Raw genomic sequence first — 21972 nt, 5'->3', positions numbered from 1 at the left:
TAGTGCTTTGCTTTCTAAATTTTCTAATTATTTATGATTCATTTAAGTTAGTTTATAGCTCTTTAATTTATGGTTTTAACATTTTTTTAAGACTTAGGTTGATTTTTTACTATTTTTAAGAAATTAACTTAAAAAATACTTTCACATGAAAAAACGTACCCTTCTTATTATTTACCTATTTTTTGGTGGACTTTACTTGTTAAATGCTCAAACATTAATTAGAGGAACAGTAAAAGATATAAATAACGAACCTTTGCCAGGAGCTAACATTGTAGAAAAAGGAACCTCTAATGGCACATCTACAGATTTTAACGGCGAGTTTTCACTTAATGTTAATATAGATGGAACTTTAATAGTTAGTTTTTCAGGTTTTGAAACACAAGAAGTTCCTATTAATGGAAAAACTAATTTTAATATTGTTTTAAAAGAAGGTTTAGAATTAGATGAAGTTGTTATCGTAGGGTCTAGAAACCCTAAAAGAACTGCTATTGACACACCTGTACCTGTTGATATAATTGATGTAGGAGATTTAGCAACTAAAAATGGTAAAGTAGAAGTAAATGATATATTACAGTATGCAGCTCCGTCATTTAATGCTACTAAGCAATCAGGATCAGATGGTGCCGACCATATCGTACCTGCTTCCTTAAGAGGTTTAGGTCCAGACCAAACTTTGGTACTTATCAACGGTAAAAGACGCCATCAATCATCATTAGTTAATATTTTTGGAACACGTGGACGCGGAAATTCAGGAACCGATTTAAATGCAATTCCTGCTGCTGCTATTAAAAGAATTGAAGTTCTAAGAGATGGAGCGTCTGCTCAGTATGGTTCTGACGCTATTGCAGGAGTTATTAATATTGTTTTAAAAGATAATACCGACGGTGTTTCAGGAAGTATTGGTTATGGAGTTTATAGCACAGCAATAGGAAGTGGATGGGCTGAAGCTACAGGAGAAACTTTATACAATGTTGAAGGAAAAAACAGATTAGATGGAGAAGACAAAAGTTTTGATGGTGGAACTTTTAAACTAGATTTAAACTACGGAGCTAAATTGAATGATAAAGGAGGTTTTGTAAACTTTACTACCGAATTGTTGTCAAAAGAAAGAACGTTGAGACCTGGTTTTTCTTGGCGAAAAGGATATGGTAGCGCTGCTATAGATGGATTCAATTTTATGGTAAATGCTAGTTTGCCTGTAAATGACAATACCGAAGTATATGCTTTTGGAGGCAGAAATTATAGAGATACTGATGCGTATGCTTTTTCAAGAGATAGTTTTGATGAAGGCGACAATAGAAGTGTTCCTAGCATACATCCGAATGGCTTTACTCCTAGAATTACTTCAAACATCACTGATATATCTGTATCGGCAGGAATTAAACATAAATTAGATAATGGTTGGGAGATTGACTTCAATAATACGTATGGAGAAAATAAATTCCATTATTTCATCAAAGACTCAAACAACGCTTCTTTAAAAGATGCTTCACCTACCGATTTTAATGCAGGAGGTCATAGTTTATCACAAAATACTACTGGATTAAATTTTAGTAAGTACTTAGAAGATTTAATGAGTGGAGTTAACCTTGCTTTCGGTTTAGAATATAGAACAGAAAACTTTATCATTTTTGCTGGTGAAGAAGCTTCTTATGGATTATATGATGATAACGGAGTATTAATGACAAATCCTGCTGTTCAACCAGTAGCTGTTGACAGTAATGGAGATGAACTACCTGGTGGTTCTCAAGGTTTTCCAGGCTATGGACCTGATAATGAAGTAAATCGTTCAAGAAGTAATGTAGGTATCTATTTTGATTCTGAATTTAACTTTACAGAAAAATTCTTAGTAGGCGCAGCTGTTCGTTATGAAGATTACAGTGATTTTGGTAGTACATTTAACTTTAAGTTAGCTTCAAGATTTAAAGCAAGTGATAACTTAACCTTGAGAGGCTCTATTTCCTCAGGTTTCAGAGCACCATCTTTAGCTCAATTATATTATAATTTAAAATTTACCAATATTGTTAATGGGGAATCTTTACCATCATTATTATCTGCAAATAACAGTACTGTAACTAGAGCTTTCGGAATAGAACAATTAAAAGAAGAGACAGCATTCAATGCTAGTTTAGGGTTTACTTATAAAATTGGTGGATTTACAGCTACCATTGATGCATATTCTATTACTGTTGATGATCGCATTATTTTAACAGATAACTTTGATGCTTCTGGATTGAATTTAGGCGTTGATGCAGCACAGTTCTTTGCTAACGGTGTTGATACAAAAACGCAAGGATTAGATATTGTTTTAAACTATAAAAAGTCTTTTGAAGATCATAGAATAGATGTAGGATTGGTAGGAAACTTTAACGATACTAAAATTGAAAAGATAAAGAACGGAAACTTAAACAGATTTACTTTCTTTAGTCCTTTTTCTGAAGCTTATTTAAAAGCAGCAGCTCCAGATCACAAATTCGGTTTAAACCTAAGGTATGGATATAAGAAGTTTGATGTGTCTCTAAATCTAACTAAATTCAGTGATGTTGAGTTGTTTGATTTTCAATGGGTACAGTACTCTCCTGCCAATGAAAGTGAAGCTTTAAATTTTGATACTGATGAGGATGGTATTGGAGATACTAATTTATATAAAGCAGGAAATGATGTGTATAAATCAGCTATTACAACTGATTTAAGTCTAAGCTATGCTTTTACCGATAAAATAACGTTCACAATTGGAGGGAATAACATTTTTAACGTGTACCCTACTCCACAATTTGATGGATGGACTGATCAAGGAGGATTAGCCGATTCTGTACAAATGGGATCAGACGGTGCTTACTTTTTTACTAGACTAGGATTTAAACTTTAATAAGTTTTCATAAAAACAAAAAATCCTGAGAATATTCTCAGGATTTTTTTATTTCATATCTCCAAAAATTTGGAGTTTATTAATCGTTATGCATAAAACGTTGTTTAGCTAATAACTCTTCTTCTGTTTCTACATTATCTTCATCAGGAACACAACAATCAACAGGGCAAACAGCAGCACATTGTGGCTCTTCATGAAAACCTTTACATTCTGTACATTTATCTACAACGATGTAATAAATTTCATCCGAAATTGGCTCTTGATCTTCATCCGCATTGGCAGATTTACCGTTTGGTAAAACAATATTTCCTGTTAAATCAGTACCGTCAGCATATTTCCAGTCATCTGCACCTTCGTAAATTGCTGTATTAGGACATTCAGGTTCGCAAGCCCCACAGTTTATACATTCATCAGTTATTATAATTGCCATAATTAATCTCTTTCAGTTTTGTAACTTTGCATTTGCAAAAATAGTTCCAATTTAATTTAGAACCAAAATAAATGGATAGTATAAAAAGTAGAATTAACGCTTTTCATAAACTAGGAGAATTTTTAAGTCAATTTTCTCAAGAAAAAATAGAGAAAAAAGAACATATAGAACATAACGAATTGTTTTTTGATGGATTTAAGCATCAATTAAAAATAGCAGGAGAAAATAACACCTGGTTTACCAGAGAAAACATATTATTCTCTATAGAAAATTGGGCAAAAGCACTTACTTCAGAAAACTTAACTCAGTGGATTGCTAACGAAAACTTAGGTAACAACGAACCTAAATTAGTCGCTGTTATCATGGCTGGAAACATTCCGTTAGTAGGCTTTCATGACTTTTTATCAGTTCTAATTTCTGGGCACTCGGTATTAGTTAAACAATCTTCTAACGATAAACATTTATTGCCTTTTTTAGCAAAATATTTAGAATATATTGATCCTGAATTAAAAGGAAAAATCACGTTTACTGAAGAAAAACTAACAGGGTTTGATGCGGTAATAGCTACTGGTAGTAATAATACAGCACGTTATTTTGAATATTACTTTAAAGATAAACCTAGCATTATAAGAAAAAACAGAAACTCTGTTGCGGTTTTAACAGGAAATGAATCGGAAGAACAACTGCAAAATTTAAGCGAAGATGTTTTTCGTTATTTCGGATTAGGTTGTCGTTCTGTTTCAAAAGTATTTGTTCCTAAAGACTATAATTTCGACGCTTTTTTCAATGGAATGTATCAACAACATGAAATCATTAACAATGTTAAATACGCTAATAATTACGATTACAATAAGGCAGTGTATTTAATGAGTGAGTTTGATATTTTAGAAAATGGTTTTTTAATGATTAAAGAAGATGAAAGCTACGCCTCACCTATCGCTTCTGTTTTTTATGAATATTATAACAATACTGATGATTTAAAGATTAAACTGTGGGAAGACAGAGAGCAAATTCAATGTGTTGTAGCTAATAATTTTATTGAAAATGAAATAGCATTCGGACAGACACAACACCCAAAGTTATGGGACTATGCTGACGGTGTAAACACACTAGAATTTTTAGCTAAAATTTAAAAGAGTCTCTATATAAATTTGCACCTTTGTGTAGCAAAACACAACAACACAAATGAAAAAACATAACTTTAGTGCAGGGCCTTGTATTTTACCTGAAGAAGTGCTAAAAAAAGCATCAGAAGCAGTCATTGACTTTAATAATGACAATTTATCTTTAATCGAAATTTCACACAGAAGTCAACCCTTTGTAGATGTAATTGAAAAAGCAAGAAGCTTAGCACTAGAATTATTAGGTCTTGAAAATAAAGGCTACAAAGCATTGTTTTTGCAAGGTGGAGCCAGTATGCAGTTTTTAATGGTTGCTTATAACTTACTAAATAAAAAAGCAGCTTACTTAAATACAGGGACTTGGAGTGATAAAGCAATTAAAGAAGCTAAATTATTTGGCGAATTAGTAGAAGTAGCTTCCTCAAAAGATAAGAACTTCAGTTATATTCCCAAAACATATGAAATTCCTACAGATGTAGACTATTTTCATTGCACAAGTAATAATACCATTTATGGAACACAAATGAAGAGTTTTCCTAAGACTTCTGTTCCAATGATATGTGACATGAGTTCTGATATTTTTTCTCGTCAACTGGATTTTTCAAAATTTGATTTGATTTACGCAGGAGCTCAAAAAAATATGGGACCAGCAGGTACAACTTTAGTGGTTGTAAAAGAAGATATATTAGGTAAAGTTGAACGTCAAATTCCTTCAATGTTAAATTATCAAATAATTATTGATAAAGAAAGTATGTTTAATACACCTCCTGTATTTGCAGTATATACTTCCATGTTAACTTTGGAATGGTTAAAAGATTTAGGAGGAATTGAATTCATTGAAAAAGTGAATGAGAAAAAATCAACACTGCTATATAATGAAATAGATAGAAATCCTTTATTTAAAGGAGTCGCTGCCATAGAAGATCGTAGCCATATGAATGCAACTTTTAACCTAGTTGATCAAAATTTACAAGCTAAGTTTGATAAAATGTGGCAAGAAGCCAACATCAATGGATTAAGTGGTCATAGAAGTGTTGGAGGTTATCGTGCAAGTATGTACAACGCTTTGCCTTTATACAGTGTACAGGCTTTAGTAGATGTAATGCAAGAATTAGAAAGAATAAGTTAGACACAACGTCATTTTTTACAATGACATTTTAATATAAAGAACGATGAAGATATTAGTGACCGATGGAATTTCCACTAGCGGAATACAAGCTTTAGAAGACAAAGGCTTTGAAGTTATAAATACGAAAGTTGCACAAGAGCAATTAGAAAATTACATAAACGATCATGCTATTGATGCTATTACAGTAAGTAATACTACACAAGTGCGACAAGAGTTAATTGATGCTTGCCCAAGCATTAAACTTATTGCTTGTTTAGGAATCGAAATGGACAACATTGATGTTGATTATGCTATTGATAATGGAGTTCATATTGTGAATAGCGAAGATGCTTCTGCCACTTCAATTGCAGAACTAGTATTTGCGCATTTATTTGGAATGGTTCGTTTTTTACACCAGTCGAACCGTGAAATGCCTTTAGAAGGAGACATGCGTTTTAATGCTTTAAAAAAGCAATACTCGCAAGGAACTGAGTTAAGAGGTAAAACATTAGGTATTATTGGGTTTGATACTGTAGGACAAGAAGTGGCTAAAACTGCACTAGCTTTAGGTATGGAAGTGATAGCAACTGATGTAGAAATAGATAATGCAACTATCACAATTCCTTTTTTCGATGGTCAATCAGTAGACTTCTTTATTGAAACGGAAAGTATAGATAACCTATTATCAAAATCAGACTTTATTACACTACATCTTCCTGCTCAAGAGGGATATGTTATAGAAACATCTTTGTTTGACAAGATGAAAAATGGTGTAGGAATTATAAACACTTCTCATGGAGGTATTCTAAATGAAGTTGATTTAGTTAATGCTATTGATAGTGGAAAGGTTAAATATGCAGGATTAGACGTTTTTGAAAGCCAACCAAGACCTGAAATTCAACTATTAATGAACCCTGAAATATCGATGACACCTCATATTGGTGCTTCAACTGTTGAAGCACAAGATAGAGCTGGAATTGAACTTGCTAACAAAATCATCGAATTACTAAGCGAATAATCTATGGCAATTGTAAAACCTTTTAAAGCTGTTAGAGCTACCAGAGATAAAGTTGCTTTAGTATCTTCTAAATCGTATGAAATTTATACTCCTGCGGAAATTGGAGCAAAACTCGATTTTAATCCATACACTTTTTTGCATGTAATTAATCCTGGATATAAATACCATAAACAAGATGTAACTGGAGAACAACGCTTTAAATTGGTACACAATCGTTACTTAGAATTCAAAGAAAATGAAGTTTTTAAGCAAGATGAAACTCCTGCTTATTACATATATCAAAAAATAACTCCAAATGATAATTTCTGTGGAATAATCGCAGCAACCTCTGTAGAAGATTATCATAATGAAGTAATAAAAAAGCACGAAGACACTTTAAAAGAACGTGAGTTACTATTTGAAAACTACTTAAAAAATACAGGTTTTAATGCAGAACCAGTACTACTCACCTACCCTGACAATGATGTAATTAATGTTATTATAAAAAAATATCAGGAAGAAAGAGCCGAATACGAGTTTTCTACATCTGATAGGGATTTACATTTTTTATGGGTAATAAACGAAGAGAAAGATGTAGAGCAAATAGCCAAAGCTTTTAAAGAAGTTAACACCCTATATATTGCTGATGGACATCATCGTTCAACATCTTCATGTTTATTGGCACAAAATTTAGCAGAGAATAATCCAAAACATACAGGTAAAGAAGACTATAATTTTTTCATGAGTTACCTATTACCTGAAAGTCAGGTAAAAATTTATGAATTCAATAGATTTATAAGAGATTTAAACGGGTTAACTCCAGAGGAGCTTTTAATAGAATTAGATACTCATTTTAGAATTGAGAATCGTGGACAGGAATTATATAAACCTAAAGAAAAACACCATTTTAGCATGTATTTAAATGGTGAATTTTATGCTTTGTATTTACGTAAATCAGCTTATGAATTTACTGACTGTTTAAGTGAATTAGATGCTTATATTTTATATACAACCGTATTAGAACCTATTTTAGGAATTGAGGATATTAGAAACGCTTCTAAAATTGTATATTCTCAAGACAAATCTGACGGGTTAGAATTAAAAACAAAGGTTGACAGTGGTGAGTTTAAAGTTTCTTTTGGAATGCTACCTACCAATATTCAAGAACTAAAAACTATTGTTGATGCTGGCTTAATGATGCCGCCGAAAACAACCTACATAGAACCTAAGTTAAGAAGTGCTTTAACTATTTACGAGTTTTAGTATAAAGTCTGATAAACAATTATTATGATTACAGGAATTAAAGAAAATCTTCAAAAAATAAAATCAACACTACCAGAAAATGTAACGTTAGTTGCTGTTTCTAAAACCAAACCTATTGCAGATTTAAAAGAAGCTTACGATGCTGGTCAGCGAATATTTGGTGAGAATAAAATACAAGAAATGGTAGCTAAGTATGATGAATTGCCTAAGGACATAAAATGGCATATGATTGGTCATTTACAACGTAATAAGGTAAAGTATATGGCTCATTTTGTTGATTTAATTCATGGTGTAGATAGTTTTAAAACACTGAAAGAAATAAACAAACAGGCTAAAAAACATAATAGAGTTATTAATTGTTTGTTACAAGCACGAATTGCTAAAGAAGATACTAAATTTGGGTTACCTTTTGAAGATATTGAAGCTATTTTAGCGTCAGATGAGTTAGAAGAACTTGAAAATATAAAAATTGTTGGTTTAATGGGAATGGCTACGTTTACAGATAACCAAAAACAATTACAAGAAGAATTTTCTTCATTAGCTAATTTCTTTAATGGAAATAAAGAAAACTATCCTAATTTACAAACATTATCTATGGGAATGAGTGGAGATTATGAATTAGCCATAAAAAATGGTAGTACAATGGTACGAATAGGAAGCTCAATTTTTGGAGTTAGAAATTATATTGCTTAGATTTACATAAACTAGCTTAAAAAAGGGAGAGATTTGTACGCTATTTTAGACATTGAAACTACTGGAGGGAAATATAACGAAGAAGGGATTACAGAAATTGCCATCTATAAATATGATGGACATCAAATTGTAGATCAATTCATTAGTTTAGTTAATCCAGAAAGGGAAATTCAGGAATTTGTTGTAAAACTTACTGGTATTAATAATAAAATGCTACGAAATGCGCCCAAGTTTTATGAAATAGCGAAAAGAATTGTTGAAATAACTCAAGATTGTTTTATTGTGGCTCATAATGCTAATTTTGATTATCGTATTCTTCGTACCGAATTTGACAGATTAGGTTATAAATACAAACGAAATACACTATGTACAGTTAGTTTAAGCAAAAAACTAATTCCAGAGTCACCATCTCATAGTCTAGGAAAACTCTGTAAGTTTTTAGGAATTCCTATGTCTGATCGTCACAGAGCAACAGGTGACGCATTAGCTACGGTACAATTATTTAAACTATTAATAGATAAAGATGTTGAGAAAGGTATTATTCAACAATCTATAAAGTATTTTGACAACAGACATGAAAAGTTTCGTATTCAAAGAATATTAGATAGTTTACCTGAAAAAGAAGGTCTTTTTTATGTTCATAACCACGAAGGAACAATCATTTTTGTAGGGAGAGGTAAAAATATAAAGCAAGAAACTAATAAACTCTTTTTAAAAGAAACTAGAAAAGCATTAAAAGTAATAAAAAGAGTTAGTAAAGTTTCTTATGAAGAAACTGGGAATATGCTTTTTACCCGTTTAAAATATCATTTAGAACTTGAAAAGCTAAAACCTAAGTACAATATCATTAGAAAAAGAAAAATTACAGATAAAAACTTTAATCACGATAATATGCTTATTGTTGATAAAGGTAGAATTCCTGAAGAACACGCCGTAATTTTAATCGAAAAAAACGAAGTTATAGGATATACGTATACCAATCTTGCTTTTCAGGAAAACCAGTTATCTATTCTAAAATCAATGCTTACTCCTATTGAATACAAAGAGTTAGCAAAAACTATCATTAAAAACTACTTACTAAAAAATAAAGTCTCTAAAATAGTACGATTACAAGTTGAAAATAATTTATAATATGCTATAAAGCATTCAAAAACCTAATCTTTTGGATAGTAAAAAACTTAATTGGAGAGAAAAATTACATGAAGTAATCTACGAAGCAGATACTCCTGCAGGACGATTATTTGACATCATCTTGTTATTTGCAATCTTAGCAAGTATTGTACTGGTTATGCTTGAAAGTATTGAAAGTTTTGATAACAAACATCATAATTTCCTATATATTTCAGAATGGATTATTACTATTTTTTTTTCCATTGAGTATATCCTAAGAATTATTTCAATAAACAAGCCAACAAAATACATTTTTAGCTTTTATGGTATTATAGATTTACTTTCTACTATTCCTATGTACCTAACGTTCTTTTTTGTAGGTACACATAGTAGTTTAATAGCCTTGAGAGCATTACGCCTATTAAGAGTTTTTAGGATTTTAAAAGTCTCTAGGTATATTGGAGAGTCAAATCAATTAATAAAAGCTTTAAATGCTAGTAAAGCTAAAATTGGAGTCTTTCTTTATTTTGTGTTGATTATCTGTATCATTTTAGGTTCCGTAATGTATTTTATTGAAGGGGCTGAAAACGGCTTTACAAGTATTCCTAGAAGCATTTATTGGTCAATAGTAACACTTACAACCGTTGGTTATGGAGATATTGCTCCGCAAACCGCTTTAGGACAATTTATTGCAAGTATTACAGTAATTATTGGTTATGCTATTATTGCGATACCTACAGGAATTGTAAGTTCCGAAATGACTAAAAAAAAGGTACACCTAAACACTCAATCTTGCCCAAATTGCTCCTATGAAGGACATAAAGATGATGCAGAATTTTGTTATCATTGCGGAACAAAACTGAACTAAATGTCTCAAAAAAACACATTAATTACGATTGTTGGTGCAACTGCTATTGGTAAAACAGCACTAAGCATTAAACTAGCTCAGCACTTTAATTGTGAAATTATTTCGTGTGACTCTCGTCAGTTTTATAAAGAAATGACTATAGGAACAGCGGTTCCTGACCCCGAAGAACTGGATGCTGCTCCACATCATTTTATTCAAAACAGAAGTGTTTTTGAAAATTATTCAGTAGGACAGTTTGAAAAAGATGCATTAAAAACTCTAAACGAACTATTTACTAAAAACCCTATTCAAATAATGGTAGGTGGAAGTGGTTTGTATGTAGATGCTGTTTTAAAAGGATTAGATTATTTTCCTGATGTAGACTCACAAATAAGAATAGATTTAACTACTGAGTTAGAAAACAAAGGTATAGAACATCTTCAAAAAAGATTAAAAAAACTTGATATTGAAGCTTACAATACGATTGCTATTGACAATCCACATCGATTAATCCGTTCTTTAGAGATTTGTATAGGAACTGGAGAAACATACAGTTCTTTTAAAAATAAACCTAAAGCACCTCGTAATTTTCAATCTATAAAAATTGGATTGACAGCCGATAGAGAAATTATGTATGATCGTATTAATCGTCGTGTAGCTATTATGATTGAAAAAGGTTTGATAGAAGAAGCTAAAAAACTACATCCTTATAAAAACCTAAACGCATTGCAAACAGTAGGGTACAGAGAGTTATTCGAATATTTTGAAGGTAACTTTACTAAAGAATTTGCTATTGAGGAAATTAAGAAGAACTCAAGAAGGTTTGCCAAACGACAAGGAACATGGTTTCGTAAAGATTCAAACATTTTATGGTTTGATTTCCAAGAAGATCTTCAAAATATCATAAAAACTATTGAAAATAAACTTTAACGCTTTTTAAGAGCACTAAAAAAATCACTTTTTTATATTTGTCAAAAAACAGAAATACATGAAACTAAAAATCACTTTTATACTAACTTTATTTTTTATAGGATTTTCAAATGCGCAAACCAAAGTAGGAACGGTAGATAGCGAATTAGTCATTAGTAAAATGCCTCAAATGAAAGGGGTCTTACAACGAGTAGAAAATTATGGTAAAAAACTAGATTCTAGTTTTCAAATAAAAGCTACAGAATATAAGACAAAAGTTGATTCTTTTAAAGCAGAAGAAAAACTAATGACCGATGATGATAAGAAAACTAGAATTCAAGAATTAAGAACTCTTGAACAAGAAATGGGTAAATTTCGTCAGAATGGATCAGCTATGATGCAAGTGCAAAGAGAGCAGAGTTTAAGACCACTATATAAAAAACTAAGCGAAGTAATAGCTGAAGTAGCAAAAGCTAATGGTTATACACAAATTTTAACTACTACTGGAAACGAATTTGGTTATATCGATGAACGTTTTGATATCACTAAATTGGTATTAGATAAACTAGGAATTAAAGAGTAAATCTTTTATGTCCCTAAAACAAAAAGACTTACAATTACAATATGAAGGATTTTTAAAAACACCTTTTCTATGGCATGGAAAAGGTGTTTTTAATTTAGAACAATTCTCCATATTAAAAATTAAAACAATCTCGTTTAATGAAGAAATCAAACAAAAACTACGTTTGGGTAAATTGGTTGAACGTTTTGTTTCATTTGAATTAAATCAAAATAGTTCTGTATCAATCCTTGCTGAGAACATTCAAATTCAAAATAAAAAAATTACTGTAGGAGAGTTAGATTGTTTATTGTTAAAGGGTAAAGAATCAATTCATTTAGAAATTATATATAAGTTCTACTTATATGATGTTTCTGTTGGAAACTCTGAAATTGAACATTGGATTGGCCCAAATCGACGCGATTCTCTTATTCAAAAGCTAACAAAACTTCAAGAAAAACAATTACCACTACTCTATTCTAATCATACTAAAACTTATTTAGATAAATTAAAGTTGGTTATAGATGAAATAATACAACAAGTATATTTTAAAGCACAATTGTTTGTTCCTCTAAAGGATTTCGGAAAAAAAATCAAACAGCTAAATAATGAGTGTATCTATGGTTTTTATATTTACCCGAAAGAATTACCACAATTCTCAGATTGTAAATTCTATATTCCTAATAAACATAACTGGTTAGTAAATCCACATTCAAATATTGACTGGTTAACTTTTGAAACCTTTCAAAATAAACTTCAACAATTTTTAAATGAAGAAAATACTCCTCTTTGTTGGCTAAAGAAACCAAACGGCGAACTTTTTAAGTTTTTTATAGTTTGGTGGAATAATTAGTGTATTTCAAATTACTTATTAAATTTGCTGCTAAAAAATCATGAAAAATTCAAATATATTTCTCTTACTACTTTTCATCATAACTTTTTTTTCTTCTTGTTTTAAGGGTGATGAGCCCATTACTTGTGTTGAAGCTAATGAAGTTTCTCTCGACTATTTTCAACTAGAATCTAAAATACACACAAGTAAAAAGTCAGAATTTAAACTTTCAAATGTATGTGATGTAGATACAAGGATAACTGAAATACTTCTTAAAGGAGATAATCCTAAAGATTTTAGGGTTGAAGGATTGTCCATAGGAACAAGTATTAGCAGAAAAGGTACTTATTTCAATCTAGTATTTACACCAACTAAAGTTGGCACAAGAAAAACTATCGTAATAATAAGACATGATACAGGAGAACTAGTTATGTATTTATCAGGTAAAGGAATATAATTACTATGCTTAAAACACTACTAAAATACTCCTGTTAATGGAAGTTTATACTTTTTGTGGTTTAGAAGTTACTTTAAGTTTTGATATTCGTTTTCTTGATGTAATAAAATAAACTCCTGATAATAATACAATAGACGCTATTACCGATTGTGTTGTTAAGGTTTCATCTAAAAAATACCATCCTAAAAACAAGGCTACGACAGGATTTACATACGCTGATGTTGATACTTTTTCTGTAGGAACAATTTTTAACAAGTAGTTAAAAGATGTAAAAGCTACAATACTTCCAAAAACTATTAATAAAAACATAGCTCCTTGCGCTTTAAAAGACCAATCCAAGGGAGAAGACCAGTTTTCACCTAATAATAAAGATGCAGTAAAAAGTAAGCCACCTGCAAAAAGCATTTGGTAACCTGTACTTACAAAAAAGTTTTTAGGAAGTTTGGCTTTAGAAACAAATACACTACCATAACTCCAACTTAAAACACAAGAAAAAATCATAAAAATTCCTATTAGCATATCTTTTGAAGTTGTTATTTCATTTTGACTAACCAATAAATACATTCCTATAATCCCTAAAACTACTCCTATAATTGATTGTCGTTGCATCTTTTTTCCATCAATTAAACGTAGTAGTAATAATACAAATAATGGCTGTGTTGCCGCTAATAAAGCTCCAAAACCGCTATCAACAAACTTTAATGCCCAAACAAACATTCCATTTCCATATACTAAAAAAAGGAAGCCTGCTATCGCAGAGTTTAAAAGTTGCTTTTTGGTTACTGTAATAGGTACTTTTAAAAACTTAGCTATTAACATAATTAATGCTCCCGATATAGAAAAACGAATGGCCGCTAATAATAACGGAGATACTTCTGTAACAACAATTTTATTCAATAAATAAGTGGATCCCCAAATAACATAAATAGCAATAAAAGCCGCTATAATTAGTGGTTTAGATTCTTTCATTTTTTTATTCTTAGGCGTTAAATGTACAATAAAACCTTTTTACTTATACCTAAAAAATAAAAATCGGCTAAAAATATTTTTAACCGATTTTTATTTTAATATTCTCCCTTAGAATAACTATAATTTTGCCAGTAATTTTTCAGCTACTAACTCTGATGAAGCTGGGTTTTGTCCTGTAATTAAATTTCCGTCTTCAATAACATATTCTTGCCAATCTCCTGCTTTACTATAAATTCCGCCTTTGTTTTTTAGCTCATCTTCCACTAAAAATGGCACAATTGAAGTTAATTGCATTATCTCTTCTTCTGTATTAGAAAAACCAGTTACTTTTTTATTTTTAACTAAAGGCTCTCCATTTACTTGTGCATCTTTTAATACTATAGGCGCATGACAAACAGCACCAACTGGCTTATCGTTTGTATAAAAAGCTTCTATTAAAGCTATAGAATGTTTATCTTCAGCTAAATCCCATAAAGGTCCATGTCCTCCTGGATAAAAAATAGCATCATAATCAGCCTCACTAATATCACTTAACTTTGCAGTGTTCGCCATGACATTTTGAAGTTCTTCATCTTTATTAAAACGAAGTGTTGCTGGTGTTTGAAAATCTGGTTCATTACTTTTAGGGTCAATTGGTGGTTGTCCTCCTTTTGGAGATGCTAGAGTTACTTCTACTCCTTTGTCTTTTAATAGATAATAAGGTGCTGCAAATTCTTCAATCCAAAAACCTGTTTTTTCTCCTGTATTTCCTAGCTCTTCATGACTAGTTAGTACAAATACTACTTTTTTCATGTTATTTATATTTTTAAGTTACTCCAAAATTAGAACATGAAAGTTAAAAAAAAATTGATGTATGGTAATAAAGAGGCTTATAATGTATCTTTTCGTATTCTACTTAAACTTTCGGTTGTTATTCCTAAATAAGATGCTAAATGATAGTTTTTAATTTGTTGCTCTATGTTTGGATAGGTTTGTAAAAACAAATGATACCTCTCTTTAGCAGATAACACCAAATTATTTAAGATTCTTTTTTGAAATCGCACTGTTGAACGCTCTAACTTTTTTCTAAAAAAATGTTCTATTTTAGGAACTTTTTCATAAATATTATCTAAATCATTCTTGGCTACTTTTAATACAATAGCATCAGTAATACATTCAATGGCAAGTATCGATTCTGATTCAGAAAAGTAACCTATATAATCACTAATCCACCAATCGTGAATTGCAAATTGTATGGTATGCTCTTTTCCTTTAGCATCCATGAAAAAAGTTCGTAAACAACCTTTTATTACATAATATTGATAGTATACTTTCTCGTTAGCATGTAATATCGTATCACCTTTTTTATAAGTTACTTCTGAAAAAATATCCTCAACTACCTTTAATTCTTCACTTTCTAACTGAAGATCTTTAAACACATTACTAACAGATGTACTCATTATAAAAAGTTATAGTAAGCCCTCTAAATAGTGTTGTTCTATTTGATAAGCTCCTTTTAATTCTGAAATTTTAGCTTCAATACGTTTTTCATCTACCTTTTTAGATGATTTAGCACCTATCAGCATTACATTTTTACGTGTATGTTCGTTGCTTATAAATTCAAAAACTTTCGTAGTATAATTATTCTTCTCTAAAATTAAAGCGCGTATGGTGTCAGTAACCATTTCAAACTGACGTTCTTTAAAAATACCATATTTTAACAAAGGACTCTCCTGCTCTTTTCCTTTTACTTGCTGACGGATTTGTTTATGACAACACGGTGCACAAATGATTAACTCTGCTTTAGAAATCAACCCTTTGTATATAGCATCATCTGTAGCTGTATCACAAGCATGTAAAGCTATTAAAATATCTATTTTATCATTGTCATACTCCTGAATAGGTTGTGCTACAAATAATAAACCTTTGAACCCACATTTTTTAGCAATATTATTACAATAATTTACCAAACTTTCACGCAATTCAATACCTGTAACACTAGCTGTATACCCTTTTTGATTTACCAAATAATCATATAAAGCAAAGGTTAAATACCCCTTTCCTGACCCCATGTCAACAATATTGATATGATTAGGTAACTTAACCGATTGTATTTGCGCTTCTATAATTTCTAAATACTTATTAATTTGACGGTATTTATCCGCCATTTTGGGGATTACCTTTCCCTCTTTATCAGTTATTCCCAAATGATATAAATACTCGCTGTTTTTGGCTCTTTTCTCTTTGGGTTTGTCATGGGTTTCTGGTAACTTATTTTTAAAACTAGGTTGTGTGGTTTTATAGCTTACTTTCTTCTTCTTAGAAAGAAACACTAATAAATCATTTTCCAACGTAAATAATGTCGCCGCTCTAAACTTTTCTGAAAGTAAAAGAGTTAATTCTTCTATACTCTCTTCAAATGAATAATTTTTTGCTTGGTCGTTTGTTTTATATCGATATAAAAACTGAAAACACACGTCTCCTTTTAGCGTTATTTGACGAACGTATACATTCGACAAGTCATCACTTTTACGAATTGGTTTACTTAAAGTCAATTTTACAAAATCGTTTTTTTGTATGCTATTTTGGAACTCAGTAAATAGTTGGTGTAAATCTTCTTTCATACCGTAAAAATAGACAATCGATTATTAATATTTCTCATATTTCTTATCATCCTTAACATTTTTTATTCAAAATCGTCTTTAAAAAAACTAAACTGTATTAAATATCTAAAAGTTAATAATTTATTATCTACATCTTTCTTCTTACTTAACTTTAAAAAGAATAATTATAGTTTTATAATTAATATTAGCACATAGCCTTCCCTAATAGTTGACTTTATAAACTTTCTATAAAGGAGGTTGTAACATGTTAACTAACTTTATTAATTTCTATTTTTCAAAACACTTTCAATATCTGTTAGCTTAAAACCTTTAGCCTTTAATAAAATTAAATAGTGGTATAGTAAATCAGCAGCCTCATTTTTAAATAGTTCATCGTTATTATCTTTTGCTTCGATGACTACTTCTACAGCCTCCTCTCCTACTTTTTGAGCTACTTTATTAATACCTCTTTTAAAAAGTTTATTAGTGTAAGAGGTTTCTACATCATTATCTATTCTGTCAGAAATAATACTTTCCAATGAATACAAAAAACCTTTAGATGTCTCTTCAGCAAAACAAGAAGTGGTTCCTTTATGACAAGTTGGTCCTTCAGGAGTTGCCTTAATCAATAAGGTATCATTATCACAATCTATTTGAATGTCATTAACCCATAAAAAATTCCCTGACTCTTCTCCTTTTGTCCATAACCTCTTTTTAGTACGGCTATAGAAAGTTACTTTTCCTTCCTCTTGCGTTTTAGTGAATGCTTCCTTATTCATATAACCTAGCATTAACACCTGTAAAGTGGTATTATTTTGAATAACGACAGGAACTAACCCGTTTCCTTTTGTAAAATCTATATTCATCGTATAGGAATATTTTGTGTTTTTAATTCGTTTTTTAGTACGGGTACTGGTATTTCACCAAAGTGAAAGATACTAGCAGCTAATCCTGCACTAGCTTGGGTTTTGGTAAAGACTTCAGTAAAGTGCTCTACTTTTCCAGCACCACCAGAAGCAATCACAGGAATATTAACAGCTTTACTCACTGCATTGGTTACTTCAATGTCAAATCCGTTTTTAGTACCATCACTATTCATAGAAGTTAATAGAATTTCACCAGCGCCTAATTTTTCAACCCTTGTAGCCCAACTCAAAGTTTCTAATTCGGTTTCAAAAGTACCTCCTTTGGTGAACACTTTCCATTCCCCATTTACATTTTTCGTATCAATAGCTACAACTACAAACTGACTCCCAAACCGATTTTTTAAATCCGTAATTAATTGTGGGTTTTTTACTGCGGAAGAATTGATGCTTACTTTATCTGCTCCAGCTTGTATTAACGCCACTGCATCTTCAACAGTACTAATACCTCCACCAACAGTAAAAGGAATATTAATCTCTCGTGCAATTGTTTTTACTAATGTAACTAAGGTTTTTCTATTTTCTAAAGTAGCTGTAATATCTAAAAATACTAATTCATCCGCTCCTTGTTTTACATATTGTTTTGCTAATTCTACTGGATCTCCAGCATCTTTAATATCTATAAAATTGACCCCTTTAACCGTTCTTCCATTTTTTATATCCAAACATGGAATAATTCTTTTCTTTAACATGTTTTAACTTATAAATTCTTGTAATTCTTTCAAACTTATATTTCCTTCATAAATGGCTTTTCCTACAATGGCTCCTTCACAACCAATTTCTTTTAATCGATGTAAGTCATTGATACAGGCTACTCCTCCACTCGCTATTAAGTTGACTGAAGTTTTACTCAAAATTTCTAAATATAAATCTAAAGAAGCTCCTTGTAACATCCCGTCTTTAGCTACATCGGTACAAATTGTGTTTAAAATACCTATTTCTTGATATTCACTTATAAATTCAACAACATCAACTTCTGAGGTTTGTAACCAACCATTAGTCGCTATTTTTCTATCTTTACAATCAGCTCCCAAAATTATTTTATCCTTTCCGTATTTAGTAAGCCATCCAATAAATGTATCTGGATTTTTTACCGCTATGCTTCCTCCTGTTATTTGGTTTGCACCACTTTCAAATGCAGTTCGAGCATCTTCATCTGACTTTAGACCTCCTCCAAAATCAATTTTTAAATTCGTTTTCGTTGCTATTTGCTCTAATACTTTGTGGTTTATAATTCGACTAGATTTTGCGCCATCTAAATCAACAACATGTAAGTATTCTATTCCGTTTGCCTCAAATTCTTTTGCTACTTCTAACGGACTTTCATTATATATTTTTTTGGTATCATAATCGCCCTTAGTCAAGCGGACGCATTTTCCTTCTATAATATCTATTGCGGGTATAATTCTCATTTTAATTTCTTTTTATAACTCTAAAAAATTCTTCAATAACTGCTCTCCAACATCAGCTGATTTTTCTGGATGAAATTGCATCGCATAAAAATTATCTTGCTGCATAACGGTACTAAACGGAAGAATATAATCGCAGATTGCCAGTGTGTTTTTAGATACTTCTGCATAATATCCGTGAACATAGTATACATCGTCTTCTAAAGCTATGTTTGTAAACAGTTTAGATGATTTTAATTCAAAAAAGTTATTCCATCCCATATGTGGGACTTTTTCTTTTGGTGGAAATTGTTTTGTGCACGCATCAAAAATGCCCAAACATTCGGTATCTCCTTCTTCTGAGTATGTGCACATTAACTGTAATCCTAGACAAATTCCTAGTACAGGTTGTTTTAGGGAAACAATTAACTCATCAAGATTTCTTTCTTTTAAGTATTGCATTGCTGAACTTGCTTCTCCAACCCCAGGAAATATTACTTTATCTGCCAATTGTATTTCTTCTGGATTATCAGTTATAATACTTTCGTACCCCAAGCGAGTTAGTGCATTTTGTACCGATCGTATATTTCCAGCATTATATTTTATAATAGCTATCATATTTTTCAATTATCATTTATCAATCATCAGTTACCTATTATTCTCTTTAACCATTGTCTACCGATAATTGATTATTGTTCATTGTTATAAAACTCCTTTTGTTGATGGTAAAATCATCTTATCTACATCTCTTTTTACTGCTACTTTTATAGCCTTAGCAAAAGCTTTAAAAATGGCTTCTATTTTATGATGTTCGTTTGTTCCTTTTGCTTTGATATTCAAATTACACTTAGCACCATCGGTAAACGACTTAAAGAAGTGATAAAACATTTCCGTAGGCATTTTTCCTATCATTTCTCGTTTAAAGTCTGCTTCCCAAACCAACCAGTTTCTTCCACCAAAGTCAATGGCTACTTGAGCTAAGCAATCATCCATTGGTAAACAAAATCCGTAACGTTCAATCCCTAGTTTATTTCCCAATGCTTTATAAAATACTTCTCCTAAAGCAATTGCAGTATCTTCAATGGTGTGGTGTTCATCTACGTCTAAATCACCTGTTACTTGGATGTTTAAATCCATTTGACCGTGACGCGCTATTTGATCTAACATATGATCGAAAAAAGCAATACCAGTATTTATTGTACTTTTTCCCGTTCCATCTAAATTCAAATCAATTTTAATTTGAGTTTCATTTGTATTACGTTCAATAGTTGCTGAACGTTCTTCTAATTTTAAAAACTCATAAATAGTGTTCCAATCGTTACTCTCTAAAGCTATAAAATCATCTAGTTCCTCTCTTTTTACAGTAATTTCATCAGTTCCTAAATTTGTTTCATCATTTATGTAAATTCCTTGAGCTCCCAAGTTTTTAGCAAGTTCTATATCGGTTAAACGGTCACCAATCACAAAAGAGTTTTTCAAATCATATTCTTTAGAGAAATATTTTGTTAATAAGCCTGTGTTTGGTTTTCTTGTAGGTTGGTTGTCTTTAGCAAAGGTTCTGTCAATGATTTCTTCTACGAACTCAATACCTTCTTCTTTTAAGGTGTTCATCACAAAGTTATGTACTGGCCAAAACGTATTTTCTGGATATGCTTCTGTTCCTAATCCGTCTTGATTAGTAACTAACACTAATTCAAAGTCAAGCTCTTTGGCTATTTTACTCAATCCTTGAAAAACCTTTGGATAGAATTGTAATTTCTCAAACGAATCTGTTTGTTCATCTGCTGGTTCTTTAATTAAGGTACCATCTCTATCTATAAATAATATTTTTTTCATCGTTTTTTTAAAATTTAAAATGAATTTTCAACTTCATCAGGTGTAACACTCAATTCCTTTAATGCAGTCATTAATTTCTTGTTTTCTTTCTCGCTTCCTACCGTAATTCGTATGCAATTATTTACTAAACTATTCCTGTTTCTAGTTATAATTTTTTGAGCTACTAATGAGTTATACAATTCATTAGCGTTTGTAACTTCAATTAGTATAAAATTAGCTTCAGAAGGATATATCTTTTTTACCAATTCAATTTCTTGTAGCTGTTTTTCTAGTTTTTCCTTTTCATTGAGAATGATATTTTTCTCAATTTCAAACTGTGCTAAGTTATCTAACTTATTAAGTACAGCTTCTTGATTTAAAGCACTGATATTATAAGGAGGCTTCACCTTGTTGTATATATCAATGATTTCTTTACTAGCATAGGCTGCTCCTACTCTAACACCTGCCAATCCCCATGCTTTACTAAAGGTTTGACTTATAATTAAATTAGGGTAATTTTTTAATTGATTTATAAAAGATTCTTTAGAACTAAAATCAATATAAGCTTCATCAATAATTACAATTCCTTTAAATTTACTAAGAATAAACTCAATTGTTTCATCTTCAAAACAGTTACCTGTTGGGTTATTTGGTGAACAAATGAATATTATTTTTAAATTTTCATCTTCTAAATAACATTCTAAAACATCTGTATTTATCTGAAATTCTTGATTTAAAGCTAATTCAATCAATTCAACATCATTAATAGCTGCGGAAACATTATACATTCCATAAGAGGGTGTAAAAGTTAAGGCTTTGTCTTTCCCCGGATTACAAAATATTCTAAATGCTAAATCGATTACTTCATCACTTCCATTTCCTATAAAAATTTGATTCTCATTTACATCTTTAATCTCAGACAATCGTTTTTTAATTGCTATTTGTTGCGGATCTGGATAGCGATTCAAAACACCAAACGGATTCTCATTAGCGTCTAAATACACTTCAGCAACACCTTTAAATTCATCTCTAGCAGAAGAATAAGCTTTTAATTGCTGAATGTTTGTGCGTACTATCTTGTTTAAGTTTATTTTTTTCAT

General features: G+C 30.8%; 23 protein-coding genes. 12 read left to right on the top strand and 11 right to left on the bottom strand.

Features of this window, described 5'->3' with window-relative positions:
* The first annotated feature begins 145 nt into the window (after window positions 1–145).
* On the top strand, window positions 146–2869 hold the full coding sequence (locus ACXIHB_RS02280; RefSeq protein WP_462098802.1) for a TonB-dependent receptor: 2724 nt from the start codon (window positions 146–148) through the stop codon (window positions 2867–2869).
* Between the two features lie 79 nt (window positions 2870–2948).
* Here the strand turns inward: ACXIHB_RS02280 and ACXIHB_RS02275 are convergent, their stop codons facing one another.
* Window positions 2949–3299, bottom strand: coding sequence for a 4Fe-4S dicluster domain-containing protein (locus tag ACXIHB_RS02275; RefSeq protein ID WP_047788857.1), 351 nt, complete (start codon window positions 3297–3299; stop codon window positions 2949–2951).
* 71 nt (window positions 3300–3370) lie between these two features.
* On the opposite strand from ACXIHB_RS02275, the gene ACXIHB_RS02270 reads away from it, so the two are divergent.
* Genes ACXIHB_RS02270 through ACXIHB_RS02220 form a run of 11 tightly spaced genes read left to right on the top strand, consistent with a single transcriptional unit; the run spans window position 3371 to window position 13195 of the window.
* On the top strand, window positions 3371–4432 hold the full coding sequence (locus ACXIHB_RS02270) for an acyl-CoA reductase (protein WP_047788858.1): 1062 nt from the start codon (window positions 3371–3373) through the stop codon (window positions 4430–4432).
* A 52-nt stretch (window positions 4433–4484) separates the two neighbouring features.
* On the top strand, window positions 4485–5549 hold the full coding sequence (gene serC / locus ACXIHB_RS02265; RefSeq protein WP_462098801.1) for a 3-phosphoserine/phosphohydroxythreonine transaminase: 1065 nt from the start codon (window positions 4485–4487) through the stop codon (window positions 5547–5549).
* A gap of 43 nt (window positions 5550–5592) precedes the next feature.
* A complete protein-coding gene (locus tag ACXIHB_RS02260; RefSeq protein ID WP_462098800.1) occupies window positions 5593–6546 on the top strand; it encodes a D-2-hydroxyacid dehydrogenase in 954 nt (317 codons plus the stop codon).
* Between the two features lie 3 nt (window positions 6547–6549).
* The gene (locus ACXIHB_RS02255) at window positions 6550–7788 is read left to right on the top strand and encodes a DUF1015 domain-containing protein (protein WP_047788861.1); all 1239 of its coding nucleotides are present in this window, start codon (window positions 6550–6552) and stop codon (window positions 7786–7788) included.
* Between the two features lie 24 nt (window positions 7789–7812).
* On the top strand, window positions 7813–8481 hold the full coding sequence (locus ACXIHB_RS02250; protein ID WP_159491155.1) for a YggS family pyridoxal phosphate-dependent enzyme: 669 nt from the start codon (window positions 7813–7815) through the stop codon (window positions 8479–8481).
* A gap of 33 nt (window positions 8482–8514) precedes the next feature.
* Window positions 8515–9612, top strand: coding sequence for an exonuclease domain-containing protein (locus ACXIHB_RS02245; protein ID WP_047788863.1), 1098 nt, complete (start codon window positions 8515–8517; stop codon window positions 9610–9612).
* A 31-nt stretch (window positions 9613–9643) separates the two neighbouring features.
* Window positions 9644–10459, top strand: coding sequence for an ion transporter (locus ACXIHB_RS02240; protein WP_082118625.1), 816 nt, complete (start codon window positions 9644–9646; stop codon window positions 10457–10459).
* Window positions 10460–11368 (top strand): tRNA (adenosine(37)-N6)-dimethylallyltransferase MiaA, encoded by a 909-nt coding sequence (gene miaA, locus ACXIHB_RS02235; protein WP_462098799.1) that lies wholly within the window; start codon window positions 10460–10462, stop codon window positions 11366–11368.
* Between the two features lie 58 nt (window positions 11369–11426).
* A complete protein-coding gene (locus ACXIHB_RS02230) occupies window positions 11427–11930 on the top strand; it encodes an OmpH/Skp family outer membrane protein (RefSeq protein ID WP_047788866.1) in 504 nt (167 codons plus the stop codon).
* A gap of 7 nt (window positions 11931–11937) precedes the next feature.
* The gene (locus ACXIHB_RS02225; protein WP_394421157.1) at window positions 11938–12759 is read left to right on the top strand and encodes a DUF1853 family protein; all 822 of its coding nucleotides are present in this window, start codon (window positions 11938–11940) and stop codon (window positions 12757–12759) included.
* Window positions 12760–12799: 40 nt separating this feature from the next.
* Window positions 12800–13195 carry a hypothetical protein gene (locus ACXIHB_RS02220; RefSeq protein ID WP_159615584.1) on the top strand — a complete coding sequence of 132 codons (396 nt, stop codon included), beginning with the start codon at window positions 12800–12802 and terminating at the stop codon, window positions 13193–13195.
* A 45-nt stretch (window positions 13196–13240) separates the two neighbouring features.
* Here ACXIHB_RS02220 and ACXIHB_RS02215 read toward each other — a convergent pair whose 3' ends face one another.
* The 10 genes from ACXIHB_RS02215 to hisC form a co-directional block, all read right to left on the bottom strand.
* A complete protein-coding gene (locus tag ACXIHB_RS02215) occupies window positions 13241–14164 on the bottom strand; it encodes an EamA family transporter (RefSeq protein WP_047788890.1) in 924 nt (307 codons plus the stop codon).
* Between the two features lie 117 nt (window positions 14165–14281).
* Entirely contained in the window at window positions 14282–14956 is a 675-nt protein-coding gene (locus ACXIHB_RS02210; protein ID WP_047788891.1) for a type 1 glutamine amidotransferase domain-containing protein, read from the bottom strand.
* Between the two features lie 77 nt (window positions 14957–15033).
* Window positions 15034–15603 (bottom strand): Crp/Fnr family transcriptional regulator, encoded by a 570-nt coding sequence (locus tag ACXIHB_RS02205; RefSeq protein WP_462098798.1) that lies wholly within the window; start codon window positions 15601–15603, stop codon window positions 15034–15036.
* Window positions 15604–15612: 9 nt separating this feature from the next.
* Window positions 15613–16767, bottom strand: coding sequence for a class I SAM-dependent methyltransferase (locus tag ACXIHB_RS02200; protein WP_253680246.1), 1155 nt, complete (start codon window positions 16765–16767; stop codon window positions 15613–15615).
* 260 nt (window positions 16768–17027) lie between these two features.
* The gene (hisIE, locus tag ACXIHB_RS02195; protein ID WP_462098797.1) at window positions 17028–17612 is read right to left on the bottom strand and encodes a bifunctional phosphoribosyl-AMP cyclohydrolase/phosphoribosyl-ATP diphosphatase HisIE; all 585 of its coding nucleotides are present in this window, start codon (window positions 17610–17612) and stop codon (window positions 17028–17030) included.
* Window positions 17609–18361, bottom strand: a complete 753-nt coding sequence (gene hisF, locus ACXIHB_RS02190; protein ID WP_462098796.1) for an imidazole glycerol phosphate synthase subunit HisF — start codon at window positions 18359–18361, stop codon at window positions 17609–17611. Before hisF ends, hisIE begins: the two co-directional genes overlap by 4 nt.
* Before the next feature lie 3 nt (window positions 18362–18364).
* On the bottom strand, window positions 18365–19081 hold the full coding sequence (hisA, locus tag ACXIHB_RS02185; protein ID WP_047788896.1) for a 1-(5-phosphoribosyl)-5-[(5-phosphoribosylamino)methylideneamino]imidazole-4-carboxamide isomerase: 717 nt from the start codon (window positions 19079–19081) through the stop codon (window positions 18365–18367).
* A gap of 12 nt (window positions 19082–19093) precedes the next feature.
* A complete protein-coding gene (gene hisH, locus ACXIHB_RS02180; RefSeq protein ID WP_173360947.1) occupies window positions 19094–19675 on the bottom strand; it encodes an imidazole glycerol phosphate synthase subunit HisH in 582 nt (193 codons plus the stop codon).
* Window positions 19676–19759: 84 nt separating this feature from the next.
* Window positions 19760–20893, bottom strand: coding sequence for a bifunctional histidinol-phosphatase/imidazoleglycerol-phosphate dehydratase HisB (gene hisB, locus ACXIHB_RS02175; protein WP_462098795.1), 1134 nt, complete (start codon window positions 20891–20893; stop codon window positions 19760–19762).
* Between the two features lie 14 nt (window positions 20894–20907).
* Complete coding sequence (gene hisC / locus ACXIHB_RS02170) at window positions 20908–21972, bottom strand: histidinol-phosphate transaminase (protein ID WP_462098794.1); 1065 nt, start codon at window positions 21970–21972, stop codon at window positions 20908–20910.

Source organism: Tenacibaculum sp. IMCC1 (assembly GCF_054906355.1).
Note: the sequence above shows the minus strand (reverse complement) of the source record. Positions and strands in the feature narration are given on the sequence as shown.